Source organism: Psychrobacter alimentarius (genome assembly GCF_001606025.1).
In the GTDB taxonomy this organism is placed as follows: Bacteria; Pseudomonadota; Gammaproteobacteria; order Pseudomonadales; family Moraxellaceae; genus Psychrobacter; species Psychrobacter alimentarius.
The window spans coordinates 983,157-1,003,846 of the sequence record NZ_CP014945.1 but is presented as its reverse complement, the minus strand read 5'-3'; the positions used below and the strand labels follow the sequence as shown (position 1 = coordinate 1,003,846).

The window sequence follows — 20,690 nt, the reverse complement described above, 5'->3', positions numbered from 1 at the left end:
AATACGTACAGCGTGATTTTCTAAACTTTTTAAAATTGACCAAATAAAAAACGCAACATTAACGACTAGCAATAACTTACCAACGAAACGTACCACATAGTCAATGCTCTGTACTTCTAATACGCTACACTGTCAACGCCAAATTATCACGATGCACCATAACTACCCGCTCTTCGCTACTGCCAAAAATCTTGTCAAATTGCTCAGTACGTTCACGAGCCACACGGCGTGCATCATGTGATGAGAAGTTGACCTGCCCAACTGCAATACGTTCGCCCGTATCCTGATGGACAATTTCTACGACATCGCCTTCATCAAAACCACCACGAACTTCTACAACACCAACCGGTAGCAAGCTTCTATTGTGTTCAGTTAATGCTCTTGCAGCACCAGCATCAACAACCAAGCTGCCTGACATACGTAGATGCGCTGCAAGCCATTGTTTGCGAGCAATGATTTTGTCCTCTTCGTTAGTCGTCAGTAATGTACCAACTGCTTCGCCTGAGACCACACGAGTAATGACATCGTCAATAGCACCGCTCACAATAACTGTTGGGCAACCACCCATCGCTGCAAGGCGACCGGCACGAATTTTGGTCAACATACCACCGCGTCCAAGCTTACCGCCGTCACCTGCGATATCAAATAAATAATCAGCCATTGCACGCTCTTGACGAATCATTTTAGCATCAGGATTGTCACGCGGGTTATCCGTGAAGACACCTTCTTGATCAGTTAAAATAATATATAAATCGGCATTAACCATGGCAGCCGCCATCGCACCCAATGTATCATTATCGCCAAATTTAATCTCATCAATCGTGATGGTATCATTCTCATTAATAACAGGTAATACGCGCCAGTCCAATAACTGCGTCAGCGCCCCTGTTGTATTAAGATAACGGCTACGATTAGATAAATCATCATGAGTCAATAATAATTGCGAGCTTTGAATACCATGCTGGATTAATGCTGACCACCAGGTTTCAATCAATCCCATCTGTCCAATAGAAGCACAGGCTTGTAGCGCTGCTAGTTTTTTGGGTCGTTCCTCAAGGTTCATACGTACCACGCCTTCGGCAACAGCACCCGAAGATACCAGTAATACTTCCACCCCTTGTTTATGCAGTTTTGCGATTTGCTTTGCCCATTCATATATGGCAGTACGATCTAGCCCTCGACCATTATTTGTCAATAATGATGAGCCAATCTTGACAATAACGCGCTGAATGTCGAAGTTACGATTTTGCTTAATAAATCTTGCTTCTTCGGTCGTATTTGCTATGTCAACTGCCATATAAACTCCTATTTATTATACGAATTGATTACGGGGATTATTTAAAAAATTCAAATATACTTACTCAAGCGTATTGGTTTAAGGAACGTACACCACCTCAACTCCATCGTCGTCATCGCCATCAAAATCAGACAAGTCTAAACCTTCGCGCGCCGCCCTGCGTGCTGCACGATACGCTTCACGCTGTGCTTCGGTATTTAAGCGTACTTCAGCTTCTAAACGCTCGAAACGTTCTTTCTGTGCTTCAGCGAAGATAGGATCTTCTATCTCACGTTCGCGCTCACGCTCAATCTCATTCATTAGATGATATTTGACGGCATCAACACCTTCACCAGTCAATGTGGCAGTGCGAAATACAATACCTGTCCAGCCAAGTTCGGCCACGATATGAGTGCAAAGCTCGTTCAAGTCTTCTTCGTTGACCTGATCGATTTTATTCAATACCAAAATTTGAGGTAAATTGGCCAACTCAGGAGAGAAACGCTCAAGCTCATTGAGAATAACGCGAGCATTTTGTACTGGATCACTGCCATCAACTGGCTTAACATCAACCAAGTGTAGCAAACGACGAGTACGAGCGACATGCTTTAAGAAGCGAATACCAAGTCCTGCACCTTCTGACGCGCCTTCAATCAGACCAGGAATATCTGCCATCACAAACGAGCGATGACGACCAATATCGACCACGCCTAAATTCGGCACTAATGTGGTAAAAGGATAGTCTGCCACCTTCGGTCTTGCAGCAGAAACCTGTCGAATAAAAGTAGATTTTCCTGCATTGGGCAAGCCAATTAATCCAACGTCAGCCACCACTTTTAGCTCAAACTTAAGGACTTTTAACTCACCTTCAAAACCAGACGTCGCTTTACGCGGTGCTTGGTTAGTAGAGCTTTTAAAATGAGTATTACCCAAACCACCATCGCCGCCTTTTGCGATCAGTAAGGTTTGACCAATTTCAATCAAATCACCTAACACTTCATCAGTTTCAGTATCAACCACAGTTGTACCCACTGGTACGGGTAAATAAAGATCATCTGATCCTTTGCCTGAACAATTTCTACTATGGCCATTTTCAGCGCGCATCGCATCGTGACGACGTGTATAACGATAGTCAACTAGCGTGTTTGTGTTGTCTTCTGCAATGACATAAACATCTCCGCCTTTGCCGCCATCACCACCATCAGGTCCACCGCGCGGCACATATTTTTCTCGGCGAAAACTGGCGATTCCATTACCACCGTCACCTGCTTTTACCGTTACGACGGCTTCATCAATAAATCGCATCTTACGTTCCTTAATTCACAATCCAGTTTATGTACTGGTACAACCCACGGCTGTATTTTTAGGTTTTCACTATATTCTATATTGTTCTAAATGAATGCTGTCACTTTCACATACTATCGACAACATACATTAAATTTGTATATGCCATCCGTTATGACAATAACACCCGATAATCAATCGGACTATCGGGTGTTTGGGTATGACATTTCAGATGCTGCCTCACATTACTGCTAGCAATAACAATAAGCACAGCTTTAGCATTATGCTTACTATATCATTTTACCGCATCTGAATTTTAACATATTGACAATTTATGCTGGAATCTGAGTATAACTGATGCCTGCCATTTGCGTTGCCAAACGTAGTACTTGGGTGCTATACCCTACTTCGTTATCATACCAGATGTAAACGATAGCATGATTGTCCGTCAAGATAGTGGCTTGTGCATCAACAATGCCTACATGAGTATCACCAACAAAGTCAGTCGAAACAGCTTCTGTAGAATCTGTATAAGCAATCTGAGTCTGCCAAGTGCTGCTGTTAGAGATATTGCGTAAGAACTCATTTAACGCTTCTACGCTTTTTGGTGCAGTTTTTAGATTTAGGTTCAAAATTGCTAAGCTAACGTTTGGCGTTGGTACACGAATCGCATTGCCTGTTAATTTACCGCTCAACTCTGGTAGTGCTTTGCCAACCGCTTTTGCTGCGCCTGTACTGGTAATAACCATATTAAGTACAGCACTGCGACCACGTCGGTCAGCCTTATGATAATTATCGATTAGGTTTTGATCGTTAGTAAATGAATGAATCGTTTCAACATGACCATTTTCGATACCATACTCATCATTCAATACTTTTAACGTAGGTGTAATCGCATTGGTGGTACAGCTAGCAGCACTGACAATCGTATCTTCTCCAACCGTGTCATTATTGACGTTGTAAACAACGTTTTTGATATTACCACCAGCAGGGGCAGTTAGCAGAACCTTTTTCACACCAGTAGACTGTAGGTGCTTACCAAGACCTGCTTCATCTTTCCAAATACCTGTATTGTCGATAACCAAGGCATTGTCGATACCGTATGCCGTATAGTCGATATCACTTGGGTCATTGGCATAAATAACTTGTACAAAACGGCCATTGATGATTAAACCATTGTTTTGCTCATCAACCACAACACCGCCAGCAAAGCTACCATGAATCGAATCACGCTCTAACAATGACGCACGTTTCGCCAAATCACCAGCAGCAGCAGGACGTACAACAATGGCTTTTAACTGTAGACCTTTGGCGCTTGACGCTTGTGACAATAATAAGCGCGTCAGGATACGTCCAATACGGCCAAAACCATATAATACAGTATCAGCTGCAGCATTGACGGTATTACTATCGGTGTTTACTGCTTGAAGCGCAGTCTGTAGATCGCTGTCATTAGCAATCAATTGACCAACATCCACTTGTGCTGACTGAAGACTATCATTAGCAGCTAATGCCTTTACCATTGCTAGAGTATCAGCAATATCGATAGCCTTAGCGGTCTGGTTACGTAACGCTGTTTTTTGATGCAATGCCAATATCTGACCAGTTGAAGTCGTATTAAGCGTATCACCGAACAAGGTCACTTGCACATCTTGCTCATTATAGAGCTTGTTTAGTAACCCAATAAGCTCAATTGCTTTTTGCTCTTGATTATTATAGTTGCTTAAATGGTCTTGATGTAGTTGGCGTAAGGTATCAGCGTTGCTCACGAGAAACATCCTTATGGTCAGTAATATGGGATCAATAATGTATGAAGAAAAATATAAGAAGTAATAATAGATAGTCTAAGCAATCACTCTGGTGCATCAAGCAAACACAATGAATGTAAGTTATTGACAATAGAGTATTTAGATCGCGTAGATTTTAGCCTAAAACGCCTTATTTTGCCAGTGATAACCGATCCACTAGTGTTATAAGGCGTTTTATTATTATTTGTCAGTCATCGAAAAAACGAAATAGAAATCCATTGCGTCACTTCTCTATGTGTTCTGTACTAGCCGATTACAACCTTTTGGCATTAGAAGGCTATCTTAAAAAAGCTGTCTTAGTTTTATACAAACAATTATGGCACCAGTCGAGTGGTTTGGTTTGTCTGCGGTGTTAATTTAAACTCTTTCAAATCATACCCTTGCTGTTGCGCAATTTGACGATACTTAGCGTAGGTTTCTTGACTGATATTTGGCGAACGAGCCAACAACCACAAATAGTCTTTATCAGGTGTCCCAACCAGTGCGGTCTTATAATCAGGATCACGTGCTAACACCCAATAGTCGGCACGGCCAACTGGTAACCAACGAATCCAAGATGGCAAAAAGGTCACTTTTAATTTACTACCAGTATCATCTGCTGGTTTGGCTAAACCTTCAGCTGTGATCTCAGAGCCCTCTTCACCCATACATTTATTAGTAACTACAATGCCTGAGCCATCTGTCTTTTCGGTATAGTTCGCTGTAACGTCACCAGCACACTTACGCTGGAAATACATAGGCAAGCGACCTATTTCATACCAAGTACCTGAGTATTTTTTTAGATCCACACTATCGACTGTGGTTGGCGTACTAGCAGGCTTGTGTATGATCGCATCAGGCTTAATTGATATATTCTCTTTCGCCATTGTATTTGCCGCTACATTTGCTTTAGCAGCATTATTTGTTGGCGGTGTTGCAGCATAAGCTGAAAACGCAGCTAAAGGTATGATAATCGCTAAAGCAATACCTGTGTGCTTGATCAATCCATTCATGAATACGCGCTCCGGTATTTCTTTATATGAAGTAATTTTTGGGGATAATGAATCAACATCTTGTCCCAGATCCTCTGTTAAGTTGTTCTCTTGTTCTTCTACAAACTTTGACATCAATGGTTCTTTTTTACTTAACTTCTGCGGCTGCTTGTAGTTATTGAGCATCTCGAAATCTCCATTGATCTTATCATTCGTTATACTGCCACGATTAGTCGCAATGGGGTCTTTCGTCTGCTTAGCACTTTTATATCCAAAATAGCCGTCTTGCTCAGATACATTGTCAGCTAAAGGATGAGAATAATCATCGTTCGAACTAGCATGGTTATAGCTAGAATCGTTGCTCGCATAGCTGGTCTGAGCGTTATTATCTTTTTGATAATAGCGGCTCGACTGGCTAGCCTGCTGAGACTGAGAACCAGCTTCCTGTGAATCAGGCCATGCTGATTTAGGTAACTTATTGGTTTTCATATGGGTACCATTGTTAATAATGTTAGTTAAAGTGTCTTATACGTCATTAATTATATTTAGTATCTTATTTGTCGCTCATATTGGAAAATATATCCAGTAAGCGTATGAATATTATAAAAATTACAAGTCATCAAAATAGTAATAAAACGTTTGTGTGAACATTTGACTTAGTAGAAGTACTACAAAGGCGCTTTGTTTAGGTAGTTTATATTAAGGACAGATGAGCAGTTAAAACAGTGTCGCAATGTAGGAAAAAGCAACGGTTTGTAAGTAACTATGTGTTTATGCTATGGAATAAACACATAGTTACTTAGCAGATAAATATGTTAAAAATCCGTTATTTAAAATAGGATTTTCTAATAAGCAACAGTCTTAAACAACGTTATATTGAGATCTGAATAGTTAATTAAAAATGAGAAGTTAGTATTATGAAATATTTTTTAGACTTTGAAATTAGTAGAACTGCCGGATGCCAGCCACACTGATACCACCATACGTTAAAGCTTGATCAATCATTGCAGGTGATAAACCGCCTAGACCGATGATAGGCATATCAGCCAATTGTGCCAAACTTGACCATGTCTCCCAACCGAGCGGCTCAGCATGAGGGTGTGTTTGAGTCATCAATATAGGTGATAAAAAAGCGCCAATTACTGGTGGTAATTGTTGCTGTAGACGGGTGCTGGCAAGGTGATTGGCTGCATTAATACTGGCAGCATCATGACAGCTGACGAACAATGGATGCGTATGCGAAATAAGCTGAGTAGATGCACTACTGTCTTGAATACTGTCGAACCATTGCATTAATGTAGTATGCGTTAAGTGATGAGCAACTATTTGCTCAGAAGTATGTTTATTTTCAACAACCAAATCTTTACTCATCAGAAATGAATAATCAGCATCATGAGAGACAATGACTGAGATATCTGGACGTTGACGCATCAAGCGCCCGACTATATCCTCCGACATCGCGTCTTTTACTCGCATATATACCCAGCTCTTTGAGGCTAGGTTTTCTTGATGATATTGTAGCCAAGCTGATCTTGGATCAGAATGCGTCTTGAAATGTGTTAACGGATAGGTAATTGCGATGGTTGTTGGTACGCTTAACCATTCAAGAATGGTCTTATTGGCGGCTGGTAAAGGATATTGCTCTGTTAACAAATCACGTTTATTTACCCATACCAGTGCCTGACCTTCTAATCCATATTGACAATGCTTGTGCTGCTCATACTGCGCCGTGGTTAGTTCAATCTTATAAACCTGCAAGCTCACTTGCTTATCGCCATAGTCGTGATGCAGCCGGCCAAGTTTGACGATAGTGTTATCTTGGATGGCGATACCAGTCTCTTCAGCAACCTCTCGAATGACTGCTTGCTCTCCGCTTTCATTGTTGTCTATCTTGCCACCTACAAACTCATAACGGTTGCCTTGGTGTTGAGCTGCATCTCTAAATCCTAGTAAATACTGGTCTTTGTGATGAATGACTGCCACTGCTACGTTTACGATGGCTTTTTGACTTTCTCGGTTTTTATTTGCTTTACTTGACATAGTATTCCATTTCTACTGTTATCGTGACTTTTGCGCTTTCTGACTAAGCTGAGTAAAAACTGTTTCTTTAGTCGTTAAACTATTGATTATGATAATTATTTTTATAAAAAATGCTTGATAAAAATACTTTATGTGTATCGGTTAAGATAAGTTTACATAATAACTGCATTTTATTTTATAAATTGACTTGCAAAATAACCAAATGTAAATGATAATTATTATCGTTAAAAGGCAGTCACACTATTATTGATTTATTCAGCTATTAATTTATTCAGCCACTTTTTATCAAAAGGAATTTGCCATGAGTATGGTCATCTCTCGTTATTTAAATTGCCGTGAAAACCGTCTACCAACGCTACAATCACAACACCTTTTTGCCTTAACCAAAGAAGTAAGAATCGAGCATGAAGGTGAAGAGTATCGTTTGCGCCTAACACGCAACAACCGCCTTATTTTAACCAAATAAATTTATTGGTTTCAACGTCGGATTAATTATAAAAAAACGCCTTCATTAAAAGGCGTTTTTTGTTGGTTCTAAATTATATCGTCATCATTACAGTCTTTTAAACCCAGACTCTAAAACTGCCAGCTATACACCACATCGACTACGTTTTCTACCGCTGAAGTCGCTTCGACATAGATACGACGAGTCAGCTGGTAACGAACCGACAGGCTATTTTGTGCATTGAACACACCGACACCATAGCGAATATATAGATCGGGAGACACATAACCTGTTACGTTGACATTGGTATCCTCACTGCTACCTGAGGCATCGACTGTCAGGCTTTGGAAACCAAAAGCTTGTCCAATTTGATTGGTTAAGTTACGCGTACCACCCAAACCAAAATTCAATCCAGCTGCTGCCAAATTGTTGGTAACTTGCGACTTAAATCCTTGCTCACTGATCTGTGTGGCGCTTCTATTATCAATTCGACCAGTTACTAGAGCATTCATCGCTTGCTGCTGGGTTAAACCTGCATTATTAAAGACAACAATATTTGGACTTTCAGTACTGCCTTTGACACGTACACCCACAGTCTTACCACTGATCTCTTTAACGGCTTCAATACTAAGATTGGGCTTCATGACATCGCCATTGAAGCGTACTTGGCCATAGTTAAGGTCCAAATTCTGACCAAAGATACCAACACTGGTACGACGTGATACTTGTACCACACCCCTTGCACGCATGACACCCGTACCAGATTGAGTGATATTAATCGCGCCTGCCAATGGAATAACGGCACCAAAACCACGGAAGTTGATATCATCACCCAAATCGACACCAACATCAGCATTGATGGACCAAGGTTTAGAGACAGCCAATACGTCATTAATATTACCAATCAAACGACGATCAAGTACAACGGCATCTTCGGTTTGTGTAATGATATCTTCACTGGCTTCTGGTGGACGAATAGTCGCTGAAGGCACAGTGACAGCGCCTTTAATATCAACATAACGATCAGTTGGACGTACGATAATATCAATATCAGGATTAATCTCAGCGACCAGTAACGGTGGCTGCGTGATTACCAAACGCTCTCCAACGATACTCAATTTGGCTTGTAGTTTTTGTTGCCAATTAACTGTCCCTGTTAAAGTGCCATTACCAGTACCACTTTTAAACGAGCCATCAATGGTTGCCTGTGTGCCGCGAATTTTGGCCTCAGTATTTATATTAGTCAAATTCACTGGCAAATCGAGCATCGCGATACGACCATTAGCAAGCTTTACATCACCGTAAAACTGCGGTGTATCTAATGTACCGCCAAGCCCACCTGCCATCGTGATATTGCCCTCAAGTACTCGCATACCTGGTAAGAAAGGTTTAAATACCGCTAAGTTAAGCTCATTTAGCACCAGTGCACCAGAGATTGGCTTAGGCGCTTTATATGGGTCAACCACGACTTCAGCGTAGCCGCGAGCGCCGCGGCCCGTATTGATGTCAGTACGTAGCTTGATACCCTCAGGAACTGATAAAGCAATAAGTGACACACGCTTGTAAGGTAAGGAGACAGGTGTGCTATCACCATCTTGGATTAAGCCGATTTTGCCATTATCTGAGTATAGTGTTGTATTGATGCTCGGTGGTCGACCTTTTTGCCAGCCAACAATAGCTTTACCGTTGATCTTGGCTTGCCAATCGATATCATTAGGTAAAAAGACGGAGAATAATGACGTATCTAGATTTTGCAAAGCGACATTGACTTCACCTTTATCTGGCGATGCCACTAAGTTTTCGCGTAAGCACAGCTTACCCGTTTGGTCAGAAGCTTGCCAACAATGGGCTGCCAGCTGCACTTTTAGGTCATTGTTTTTACCGTTCTGGTTATTAGGTAAATTCACAATCAGTTGTGCTGGCTGTAACTGGTTTAAGGTTGCGTATTTGGACTTGATACGGCCTCGACCAATCACACCAGACCAGCTAAGGTTATTACGATCAAAACCGCCCTTAAGCCTTGCATTGATATCAAGTTGCTCATTGGCAACGCCAAGATCGACGACATGTGCCTGCTCAGTACCATTGAAGGTAACATTGAGGCGCTTAAAGCTTTGACCAGCCGCATCTAAACCTTCAGCCGTGATAATCAATTGGCTTGGACTATTTGCCAAGTTGACCAGCTTGCCGCGCACGCGTCCTTGACGTAAGACAAAACCTGGCAGTGCAAGACGCTCACCTACCAAATCAATATAAATGGTTGGTAACGCCTGTCCTGCTGGCTGCGCTAAAGTCGCACCGCCTGTGACTTTACCTGTCAGCTTATCTGAAAGCTGATCCAAACTGGTAATATTGATTTTTGCTTGTAACTGCTTGGCATTACCATTTGCTGTAATGTAATTATCACCCCAGCGCAGTACTAGATTGTCCGCATTTAAACTATCAATCAAGGCATTGACTTGTCTATATTGTGCTTGGGCGTCTTGTGTTTGAAGACGTTTGAAATAGCTTGCTAAGTCTTTTGGCAGACGCATTTTTGCTGCTAAGCTGCCTTTGGCACTCAGCGTCTGGCCTTTTAGCATACCTCTAAGATCAATCTGATCAACATTGATGGTTTGCTGCGTATCACTCCAACGACCGTCAGTATTGATGGTACCCGTGATAAGACTTGGCGTGTCTTTTAAGAAATATCCTAGGTTAAAGCGATCCATTACCGCATCAATATCCCAAGCAATACCTTGACGCACATCTACGGTGCCTTTGGCGTCAATACTGCCTGCTGCGCCTACATGACGCAGACGTTTGATACGAATCAATTGCGCATCACCGCTAGCATCAACGGTCAACTTGCCTGCTGGTAGTTGCTCTGCATCTAGTATGCCATCGAAATTGACTGCAAAGCGCTGCAACTTGCCCGCCGCATTTGCTTGGTTTTTGGGCGCAGTTTGCCATTCACCACTGGTTTTTAGATCACCCGTAATGATTGCTGGGTTATTAGGTAAGAAATAGCCCAAGTTAAACTGATCGAAGCGTCCATCAATGGTCCAGCCAATATTTTTGCGCAAATCGATAACGCCTTTGGCATTCACAGCCCCTGCTTCACCATTGTAAGTGACTTTGCGGATGCTGATAAGATTTGGTGTACCTGCCGCATCGATAACAAGGCGTCCTTTCGGTACATCTGCCGTATCAATCTGTCCATTAAATCTTGCATCAAAGACAGATAGCTCACCATTGACGATATCGACACTGGCATCACCGCCACCTGTTATGCCAATAGTACGGCTATCTTGCGTGGCATCAAGCTGTGCCTGCAAATCCGTATTGTTTAAAGTAACAATATGGCGCTGACCACTTACGCCGCCTTTAGTAATATTCAATAGACGACCACGCGCACTGATGTTACCAGTCAAACGCTCAAGCGGTAAATCACTGCGATACTGTTTGGGCAATAGTCCATTGGTACGCGCATCAACTTGCCATGATAATGGGCGGCGTTTGTTTGCCAGCTGAATCTGTCCAGTACCTGATAAATCGCCCACTATACCTGTATAGTTAAGACGGTTGATATCAATAACATCTCCAGCTTTACGCAGGCGAACATCATAGTTTCCTTTGGGTGCAGCGTTCAATTCATTGATAACTGCCTTGCCATCGACGGAGAGTCGTGACCCCTGAACAATGACATTTGCTTGTCCGCTTGGACTGTCAATGTTGCCGATATTGGGCACATTTCGACGGATGAGGTTCTCCCATCTTGCATCAATGTACCAAGGCGCAGCTTGCTTAGATTTCGCTGATGTCTTACCAGCGACTATATTGGCATTAAGGTGCTCACCATCTCGTTGACGCAAATCTGCATCAATCTGTGTATTACCAGAGGTATTCTGAAGCTGATAATGCAATGACAGTCTACCGTTAAGCTTTTGCGGTGCATACGCTTTAAAGTCGGCATATTCATTCGGAATGGCTTTACGAATATCGAAATTGCTACCAGTCGCTCGCAGTTTTGCATCAAAGCTGTTCTGCCAATCTAAAATACCCTGCAATATCAAATGACCAGCAGGAACTTCAGCATCCAAGCGATCAATACGTAACTGACTGTTTGCGATAATACCGCGACCTTGATAGTGACCAGACGGAATGTCTTTTGCTGTTAGCTCAGTATTGATTCGCAAGCGTATTTCTGAGACAACCCCTGTTGCAGTTGCTCTACCACTTTTTAGACGAATGTTCTGATCTTCGGCATAGGGAATTAAAATATCATCCCACTGCAATTTTGCCTGAAACGGCGAATCAGTATCCAGTCCTTGCACAACAAAATCACCGCTAACATCACTATCATTATAGCGGCTACGTACTTTACCGACTGTACGTTTTAGCGTTCCTGTTGCCGTAATATTGAGCGGGTCGATATAGGCTTTTTCTAAGGCACTGACTTCTGCAATGGCACTCAAGTCCAGCGGATAATCACCTTGTAAATCAATATCACCTTGCAATGCACTGATTTTAACTATATCGCCATAGCGTAAATCACCACGTCCAACCGTCACCTTACTACCCACCCATGTCAAATCACGGGCAGCAATATCATGAACAATAATGGGGTCTTTAGTCACTTGCTTATAGATAACTTTTTTAATGTTAGCTTGATCAAAACGCAAGTTCACTGGCAACTGCAAGGTCTTATAGTCGAACGGCTCGCCTGTTGGCGGCTTATTATTGAGAATCTCAATGGTTTGTATGTCTGCATCACGCAAATGCACTTCTTTGGCAAACACAGCACGCCAACCAATCTTGACATAGGCTTTATCGATCAGTATTTCAAGATCTTCAGTCGCGTCGATATCGATGTCCGTAATCCAAATACCATCACGTAAGTTACCGCGCCCGTACTTAAACTTGATTCCTGTCTCGGCACTGATTTTGTCTAATACAAATTTGGTACCTGAATCGGTGCCTACCGCATAGAAGAAGACCGCAAACATAATCACTAATACGATTAAGATCAGCACCAGTAGCTTGAGTAAAAAAGACAGCGGATACCAACGTTTGACTGCACGAGCATCGCGCTGTGCTGGATCTTCATCTGGTGAGTTATTAGGCGGGGTATTATTTGTCAGCATGACACTCAACTACGTTAAAGAATGATTACCAGCAATTGGCACGATAAATAAAAAAACCACTAAATCCAATTATAAGGGCGAGCCAATAAAGAAATGCAGCCTGACTGGGATGCTATCTTCTGTCACCCCAGCTGCCACATCGACTCTGACCACGCCAATGGGTGATGCCCAGCGAACCCCAACACCAACACCAACTTTTGTCTCAGTATCAAAATTCTTGTCATAGGCATTACCTACATCAGTGAAAAATGCACCACGAAAGCCAGGTCTGAATTCATAATTGTACTCTGCACTACCCACTGCGAGAATCTGTCCCCCCGTTAGATAGCCTTTATCAATCGGAGATAAACTTTCATAGTCGTAGCCTCGGATACTCTGATCGCCACCTGCAAAGAAGCGAAGTTTATAAGGCACATCATAAAAATCATCCGCCCAAATGTAGCCTGTGTTTAGACTACCTAGTACCTGATGCTTTTTGTCTTCGCCAAAGCTATAAATACCACTGACCCCTGCACGCGCGATTGCCAAATCAGTATCACTAAAGGCGCTCTCTGTTCCAGCTTCAAGTGAGTAATACTGGCGTATACCACGCGTTGGATTGGTCGCATTATCAACACTGGTTTTATTAATACCATAGCCAAATAGCAATGCTTTTTGCTTAGGGCTAGAAGAAGTAAAACGTATTGGAAGATCGTCCAACTTAGTATCATCAACGCCTGTTTCAAGCTCATCCAAACGATAACGCACAGAGTAGCTACTATTCCAGCCTTCTTCACGACGGATATTGCGGTTCAATGCTGCTTTTAGTGTGCGAGTAGATAGATCAAAGTTACCTTCGCCTTGATCGATTACCTCTTCTTCATACGTGAGGCGTCCTTCCAACTTGTCATTGAGTGGATGCTTCCAAGGTCGACTGGCGTAAACGCCTATATTTTTATTAATTCTTGAGACTTCAGTTTCTGCTCCCGCCTGATAACCTTGACGGTTCAATAAGTTATAATCTATTTTTGCCGTTGCTCGTACGCCTGTATCTGTGCCATAACCAAGACCAACTTGAGCATCCCGAGGCTTACTGGAAGATACGAAAACATACAGCGGTACTTTTTTGCTTTCTACGACATCTTGCGGGGTTTTGCGTCCTGCTAGTGTTGGTGGCACAAAATTTTCATCTGCAAGAATACTTTTTTCATCAGGGAATATTTTTTGAGCCACATTACTGATTGAATCACTGATTTTGCCTAACAGATTCTGCGCTTCTTGATCTTTTTCATCTAATACACGATCATCTGGTAAGTTGCTCAAGCGTTCTGCTTTTCGTCTAATGGCTTGCAGTTTGTCTAGTGTTTCTTCATCCGCCTCAAACTCGAGGGTAGCAATATCAGCTGGGTTCACTGTATCGCCACTGTTGGCACTAGTATCGCTTTGGCTTGCTGTGCCAACCTCATCCGAATCAACAGAAGTGCTGGCATTGTCTTGGCTGATATTACGCGAATTATTGGCTGCTGTTAAGGTTTCTGCACCATTGGCATTATCAGCATTTATAGCGACAGCGCTTGTTGTCCCATCACTATTGATATCACCATCTAGTGTTTCATTATCGGTGTTTGGCGCATTGCTAAATGCCAATGTGCTGGCTTCACTGCGTTCATTTGGCGGCAGTATTGATTCGACGTTGACCGTATTAAAGTAACGTGTGGCTGACAAATCGTTGCTGAACTTAGTCACATCTGGACGATAAAACGGATCGCCAGGCTTGAATTCAAACAGCTGCTGTAATAATGACAATTCGACAGGCAGCTTATCTGGATCTTGAGTCAGCGTGTTCGTTTCTGCATCATATGTAAAGAACACTACATCATCAAACTCATAACGATCGCCAGTATTGTAGATTAAAGAGATATCTGCTGTATTATCAGGCAAGATAATATCGACAGACTTGTTCAACCAATATTGATCAAAATACCCATAGGTATTGCTCAGCGACTCAAGCGCAGCTTTGCTGTTTTGATACACACGATGATTAAAAATATCGCCTTCTTGTGGGGGCAGCTCTTTTTCAAACTCAATAAACTCTTTTTGTTCACGGCCTTCACCGCGAATCTCAACAATGCGACTATCCACGCGCACAGGTTCGCCCAATTCATCGATAATGACATCTATCGTATCGGCATTGGGCTGGCGTAAACGCAAGGTAACATCATAATATCCAACAGCTTTGGCAGCATCTAACGCTGTTTCGCGTAATCGAGGCAAGGCGGCTGTAAAGTCGACCACTGATTGTACGGTTGTATCATCAAGCGCTGCTTTGATGTTTTTCATAGGCTGAATATCATTATCTGCCTTGACTACTTTTGATGTGTTATCCACCGTACCATCAGGCGCTGCTTGACTCATATAAATCGTGGTGTCTACGTGTGGTAATGTTATGGCACCACTATTAAACAAACGGTTATAAAGGCGTTTGACGATATTTCCTCTGTTACGAGCTAAAGGCTTGGGTTTGTCCGCTTGCTCGATGCTTTGGCTAATCGCCTGATCTTCTGTTTGATAATCTGGCAAGTAATCATCAGGATTTATAATATCTGATGATGAGGTGCTCTCTGCACCAGTGACACCACCTGCTGCAACGATACCTTCACTCGTTCCTTCCTCATCTCTACTACTGACAGCATCGCTTACATCGATCGGGCGCGACATAACCTCAGACGTTTCGGCTTGCTCAGCTGCTGTCTCATTTCGACCTAATGTATCGAGGTTATTAGGTATGGGCAGACTGTTCGCATCCAGTTCCGCATCTAAGCCAATTGGCGGAGTAGTATCTGCCAACGTTGCAATTGGTCCATCAAAATCACTGTCATTGCTGCTGATAGTATTGCTCTTATTGTTAAGGCTATTACTATTGTTTATATCATCAATGTCTTGTGTATTTTGTAGATCCATCGCAGCCAGCTCACGATCAATCTGCTCAGGTGTCATCATCTGATAACCCTGTTGTTGTATCGTTGCGGCTTGTTGTGCTAAATCGTCATTGGCATTGTCAGACAGATCAAGATTGCTATCCACATTTTCTGCATAATTCATATTCGTCTGAGAGTTAGACGTGTTTGGAGACTGAGTATTTGGGTTTTGCGTGGTTTCAGTTTTTGAATCTGATTTTTTGGCACCGAGACTTTGTTCGGCGTAATCATCCAATACAGATTGCTCGATGATGCCTTGTTCTACTGCCTTCTTTAGGCGTAATGCATCTAAAGCCATATTAAGCTGATCATTCTCTTGCTCAGTGTTGCCTTCTACTAAGCTGGATGCTTTATCAGCCATGGCTTGATCAGTAATAGATTGATTATCAATTGTTGTACTATCTGTGGTATCAGCAAATGCTATAGGCACAATTCCAAAGCCGACTAGGCTGGTTGCTAATGCTGTAAAAAGTGCGGAACGTCTAAAATAAATACGTGGGACATTATTATGCGTATCGTTCATCGTCTTTTGAAAATTCTCTTGATGGCTGTGGTTGCTAATATCATCCTGTGTGTTGACAATAACACGCTGCATGATTGATACGTTGCGCGATGGCGTTGAAGGCTGATGTTTCATGTTCGGTTCCTATCACCTCACGCGGCACAATATTATTAGCGACAATAATCGCCAAGTCTTACCGGTGGATAAACGTCAAGCAGTTGATGAAAATGATGGTGACTATCTTACCTAACTTGGATAATGATAGCTTAAAAGACAGACTTTAGTCTTGTTTTGTACTTAATAAGAGTTAAAATTGGGTAATAGTGAACCTTTAGTATCACTCACACTTTATAATGCAACGATGCGAAATTTACAAATCATAACTTAGTTAATTATGAAATCATAGCATAGGCTGCATGTATTTTTTCTAAAGCCTTGCTATTATACTTCCTAATATTGACAAAACCTATGCTACATTCAAATAAGTTTTTGATAATATTGATAATTAACTTTATCTCAAAAATTATGTTTGACGTTTTTTCACTCAATCAGCCGCGACCTATCTGCAGGAACCTCCATGGCAAATCAGTTTCAACTGTTTAAGCATCGCCGTTTTAACGCTATGTTTTTTACCCAATTTTTGGGCGCGTTTAATGACAACATTTTTAAACAAGCACTCATACTGGTTCTGACCTATACCGCTGCTAGTCAGTTAGGAATGGAAGTAAGCATTTTAAATAACTTGGCCGCTATGTTATTTATTTTGCCCTATTTTTTATTTTCAGCACTGGCGGGACAAATTGCCGATAAGTTCGAAAAGTCAAAACTCACGCAATTTATTAAATTGTTGGAGTTAGTGATTATGGCAATTGCTGCGGTTGGCTTCGTTTTTGAGTGGTATGCGCTGTTATTTGTGGCGCTGTTTTTAATGGGTACACATTCGACTTTTTTTGGACCAATTAAGTACGCCTATTTGCCACAAGCGATGAAAGAAGATGAGTTAGTTGGCGCCAATGGGCTGTTTCAAATGGGTACATCGCTTGCCATTCTTTTGGGCATGATTATCGCGGGTGTGTTAACTCAGCTATCACAATCGCTATACTGGATTAGCGTCACTGTATTGATTGTCGCTGTTCTGGGTTATTTGGCTGCGCGATATATTCCTACCATGCCTGCGATGCAGCCCAATCTAAACATCAACTGGAACATCATCACCACCAGCTTATCAACGATTCGCTATTTATACTCATTGCCTTTTTTATTCTTTGTCATCCTTGGTAATAGCTGGTTTTGGTTTTATGGGGCCACATTTTTGACGCAAACCCCAGAGTTTAGCAAGGTCATTTTGCAAGGCGATGAGTCAGTGGTTATTTTCTTATTAACCCTGTTTTCTGTCGGCGTTTCAATTGGTTCACTATTGTGTAAATCATTGACCAAAAATCAGGTCAGTCTACGTCTACTGCCTTTTGGCATTGCAGGTCTCAGTATTTTCGCCATTGATTTGTATTTTTCGCTTTCAAGTCTGAATATTGATGTTAATAATAGCGCTTTACTCGGTATTCGCGATTTATTTGGACTCAATGGTAGCTGGCGTGTGTTTGCAGACCTGTTCTTTTTGGGGTTTAGTGGTGGTTTGTATATCGTACCTTTATATGCTTCTATGCAAGCATATGCCCCTAAAAGCCATCGTGCTCGTATTGTAGGTGCAAATAACATATTTAATGCCATCTTTATGGTGACCTCAGCCATTTTTGCGATTGTTATTTTGAACGCCTTGGGCTTAACATTACCGCAGCTTTTCTTAGTGACAGGCTTACTGAACATTGCCTTTGGTGCGTTTTTGTATGTCAAGCTCAACAAACACATCAAAGATGCCGTCATTCAAACAAATGATGTGGTCAGCTCATAATATTAAAGTGAGAGATGAAAAGCTTGTATCCCTGAGACATACAAATAAGCATCATTTCTGTTGCATGAGTAAATTGTGATTGTGAAGGCACTAATATTTGTGCTGAAATATTCGTGCTGATAATTTTGATTATTTGCTATAGTAAAAAACATGCCATCATGATTAGAATCATCCCAAAAAAGAAGCAGATAATTCTATTTTATTGGTGACACCTTATCGATAGAATGTATTTATATTACTTTAAGCCTTACAGTACTTTAAGCCATCAGGAGTGAATCATGGCCCCGCGTCCCTTATCCAAAATCGATCATTTATTACTTGGGGTCGACAAGGCATTACGAGCTGTCGTGCCCAATTCCAATCCTAGTACCCGTCCATTACCTGTAAGCAGTGATGATATTCCTGAGCTTACGATCACAGAAGCACGCCATGTCGCAGGTTTGATGCGTATTAATCATACAGGCGAAGTCTGTGCGCAAGGGCTATATCATGGGCAAGCGTTTACTGCCAAAGACGAAGGCGTCAAACAAGCCATGCAACACTCAGCCGAAGAAGAAGTCGATCATCTGGTTTGGTGTGAGACTCGTCTAAATGAATTGGGCAGTCATCCCAGTGTCTTTACGCCATTATGGTATGGCATGTCCTTTGGCCTTGGAGCGGTGGCAGGCGCCATCTCTAATGAGTTCAGTTTGGGGTTTGTCGCTGAAACAGAAGCACAAGTAAGTGAACACCTACAAGATCATATCAAGCAGTTGCCTGAACACGATCAGCGCTCAAAAGAGATACTGGCCCAGATGGACCTTGAAGAGTTGCACCATCGTGAGTTAGCACTGACAAGTGGCGGTGCAGCATTACCACCACCCGTTCGTCAGACCATGCGCTGGATGGCGAATCGCATGAAAGCCACTGCTTATCATTTGTAACGTTTAGATAGCTTTTATCGTCGTTAATATAGTAAGCACGATTAGCAATGTATAGTGTTAGCGATAGACCCCAACTTGGTTAATTTTCACCATTAACAATCCTACTACTGATAGCGTTGAGTTTAATTTGGTAGGGTATTAAAAATTTGTACGATTTTGCCTCACAGACATAACCCAATTGCCATCCATTTGCTCAACCATGAATAATTAAGGTAACGATTTTTATGAAAGCCAACCACCAATCGACTCTCTCTAGCCGCTTGCCAGCCAAGTCACCTAAGCTTGCTACCTTGACAGCACTAGCGGCTGCTTGTGCAATGATGCTATCAGCACCTGTTAATGCTGCTGAAACGGATACCGCTGCTGTGTCTGCGACCAGTACCTCTGTACCTAGTGCTATGGACTCAAGCAAACGAGTCATTCGTCTTGCACGGCCCAACGCTACTGTCAGTGCCACGGCACCTGACACACAAACAGCCCCTCAACCAGACACATCAATGGACGCTGTAGCTACTACCATGCCGCTGAATACTGCTCAGCAAAATAATAATCAACAAAATACCGTCCAACAGAACAGTGTCCAACAAAATAATCCACCAATGAGTAGCAGTACTACACCAAGACCAGCGACGGCTGCAGGAGTTGCCGACTCTGAATTGACAGGCAATACTACTACTCGCGTATACACGCCAAGTCCAATGGTCGCAGCGGGCATTGACCTTCGTGGCGGTCAGCTTCCTAATATTCCAACACCGCAAGTACAACTGTCTGACGTCAGCTTTGTCACTACTGTACTGATTCCTCAACAAAAGGGTCTTGGTACAGATAAACTAGATGTGAGTCTGCTTGATGCTTTCATCGCAGAAGCGTCACCCAATGCGCGTCATTACCCACCAAACTTTCCTAATCGCACCCAGCGCTATAATACTCGTGAAAAAATTAAAGTATTGACTGAATGGATCGAGCCTTATGCCCAATCGCCAAATGCTTCTTACGATGTCTTGCTTCGTGCTGCCAAACTAAACGGTATGGGACGTAACCTAGATTTAGGCTCGGATTACACCATACGTGGCGGAAAATATGTTGATCGCGCTATCAAAATTCAACCTGATAGTGGTGAAGCTAACTTTTTATACGGCATGATGTTGTCAGAAGGCGGTGGATTCAAAGAAGGTCAAAAATATCTGGATAAAGCGGTGTCTTTGGGGTACACAGAAGCAGAGCAAAGCTTGGCACAGTCAGATGTACTAAGTGATCGTCGTGATAATGCATTGCAGCGTTTGCGTCGTCTTGCTGGAGAAAATCCAAACAATACCATCATTCCTCAACAAATTAAGCTGGTAGAAGAAGGTAAGTTCTATATTTGGGATATTCCTGCTCCTGACATCAATGTTAAACCAAATGTCTGATAACCCTATATAATCTAGGCTTGATATTGAGCGCCATTAT

At 42.3% G+C, this 20,690-nt stretch carries 11 protein-coding genes; 4 read left to right on the top strand and 7 right to left on the bottom strand.

The window, feature by feature from the left end; genetic code table 11:
- Positions 1-124: 124 nt before the first annotated feature.
- The 5 genes from proB to A3K91_RS04210 all read right to left on the bottom strand — a co-directional run bounded on the left by proB (position 125) and on the right by A3K91_RS04210 (position 7,379).
- Positions 125-1,297 carry a glutamate 5-kinase gene (proB, locus tag A3K91_RS04230; RefSeq protein ID WP_062844140.1) on the bottom strand — a complete coding sequence of 391 codons (1,173 nt, stop codon included), beginning with the start codon at positions 1,295-1,297 and terminating at the stop codon, positions 125-127.
- Positions 1,298-1,375: 78 nt separating this feature from the next.
- Positions 1,376-2,581, bottom strand: coding sequence for an Obg family GTPase CgtA (gene cgtA / locus A3K91_RS04225; protein WP_062844139.1), 1,206 nt, complete (start codon positions 2,579-2,581; stop codon positions 1,376-1,378).
- A 311-nt stretch (positions 2,582-2,892) separates the two neighbouring features.
- A complete protein-coding gene (locus tag A3K91_RS04220) occupies positions 2,893-4,338 on the bottom strand; it encodes a glyceraldehyde-3-phosphate dehydrogenase (RefSeq protein WP_062844138.1) in 1,446 nt (481 codons plus the stop codon).
- Positions 4,339-4,682: 344 nt separating this feature from the next.
- Entirely contained in the window at positions 4,683-5,828 is a 1,146-nt protein-coding gene (locus A3K91_RS04215; protein WP_062844137.1) for a lipocalin family protein, read from the bottom strand.
- Between the two features lie 453 nt (positions 5,829-6,281).
- Positions 6,282-7,379, bottom strand: coding sequence for an NUDIX domain-containing protein (locus A3K91_RS04210; protein WP_062844136.1), 1,098 nt, complete (start codon positions 7,377-7,379; stop codon positions 6,282-6,284).
- Positions 7,380-7,686: 307 nt separating this feature from the next.
- On the opposite strand from A3K91_RS04210, the gene hemP reads away from it, so the two are divergent.
- Positions 7,687-7,845 carry a hemin uptake protein HemP gene (hemP, locus tag A3K91_RS13935; protein ID WP_227672156.1) on the top strand — a complete coding sequence of 53 codons (159 nt, stop codon included), beginning with the start codon at positions 7,687-7,689 and terminating at the stop codon, positions 7,843-7,845.
- A 110-nt stretch (positions 7,846-7,955) separates the two neighbouring features.
- On the opposite strand, the gene A3K91_RS04205 is transcribed toward hemP, so the two are convergent.
- Both A3K91_RS04205 and A3K91_RS04200 read right to left on the bottom strand, forming a co-directional pair.
- On the bottom strand, positions 7,956-12,950 hold the full coding sequence (locus tag A3K91_RS04205; protein ID WP_062844135.1) for a translocation/assembly module TamB domain-containing protein: 4,995 nt from the start codon (positions 12,948-12,950) through the stop codon (positions 7,956-7,958).
- A 69-nt stretch (positions 12,951-13,019) separates the two neighbouring features.
- On the bottom strand, positions 13,020-16,544 hold the full coding sequence (locus A3K91_RS04200) for a BamA/TamA family outer membrane protein (protein WP_062844134.1): 3,525 nt from the start codon (positions 16,542-16,544) through the stop codon (positions 13,020-13,022).
- 442 nt (positions 16,545-16,986) lie between these two features.
- Between A3K91_RS04200 and A3K91_RS04195 the strand changes: the two genes are divergently transcribed.
- The 3 genes from A3K91_RS04195 (at position 16,987) to A3K91_RS04185 (ending at position 20,650) form a co-directional block, all read left to right on the top strand.
- Positions 16,987-18,318: an MFS transporter gene (locus A3K91_RS04195; RefSeq protein WP_062844133.1), complete on the top strand. Its 1,332-nt coding sequence runs from the start codon at positions 16,987-16,989 to the stop codon at positions 18,316-18,318.
- Positions 18,319-18,596: 278 nt separating this feature from the next.
- On the top strand, positions 18,597-19,241 hold the full coding sequence (gene coq7, locus A3K91_RS04190; protein WP_062844132.1) for a 2-polyprenyl-3-methyl-6-methoxy-1,4-benzoquinone monooxygenase: 645 nt from the start codon (positions 18,597-18,599) through the stop codon (positions 19,239-19,241).
- 224 nt (positions 19,242-19,465) lie between these two features.
- Positions 19,466-20,650 carry a tetratricopeptide repeat protein gene (locus A3K91_RS04185; protein ID WP_062844131.1) on the top strand — a complete coding sequence of 395 codons (1,185 nt, stop codon included), beginning with the start codon at positions 19,466-19,468 and terminating at the stop codon, positions 20,648-20,650.
- Positions 20,651-20,690: the final 40 nt, after the last annotated feature.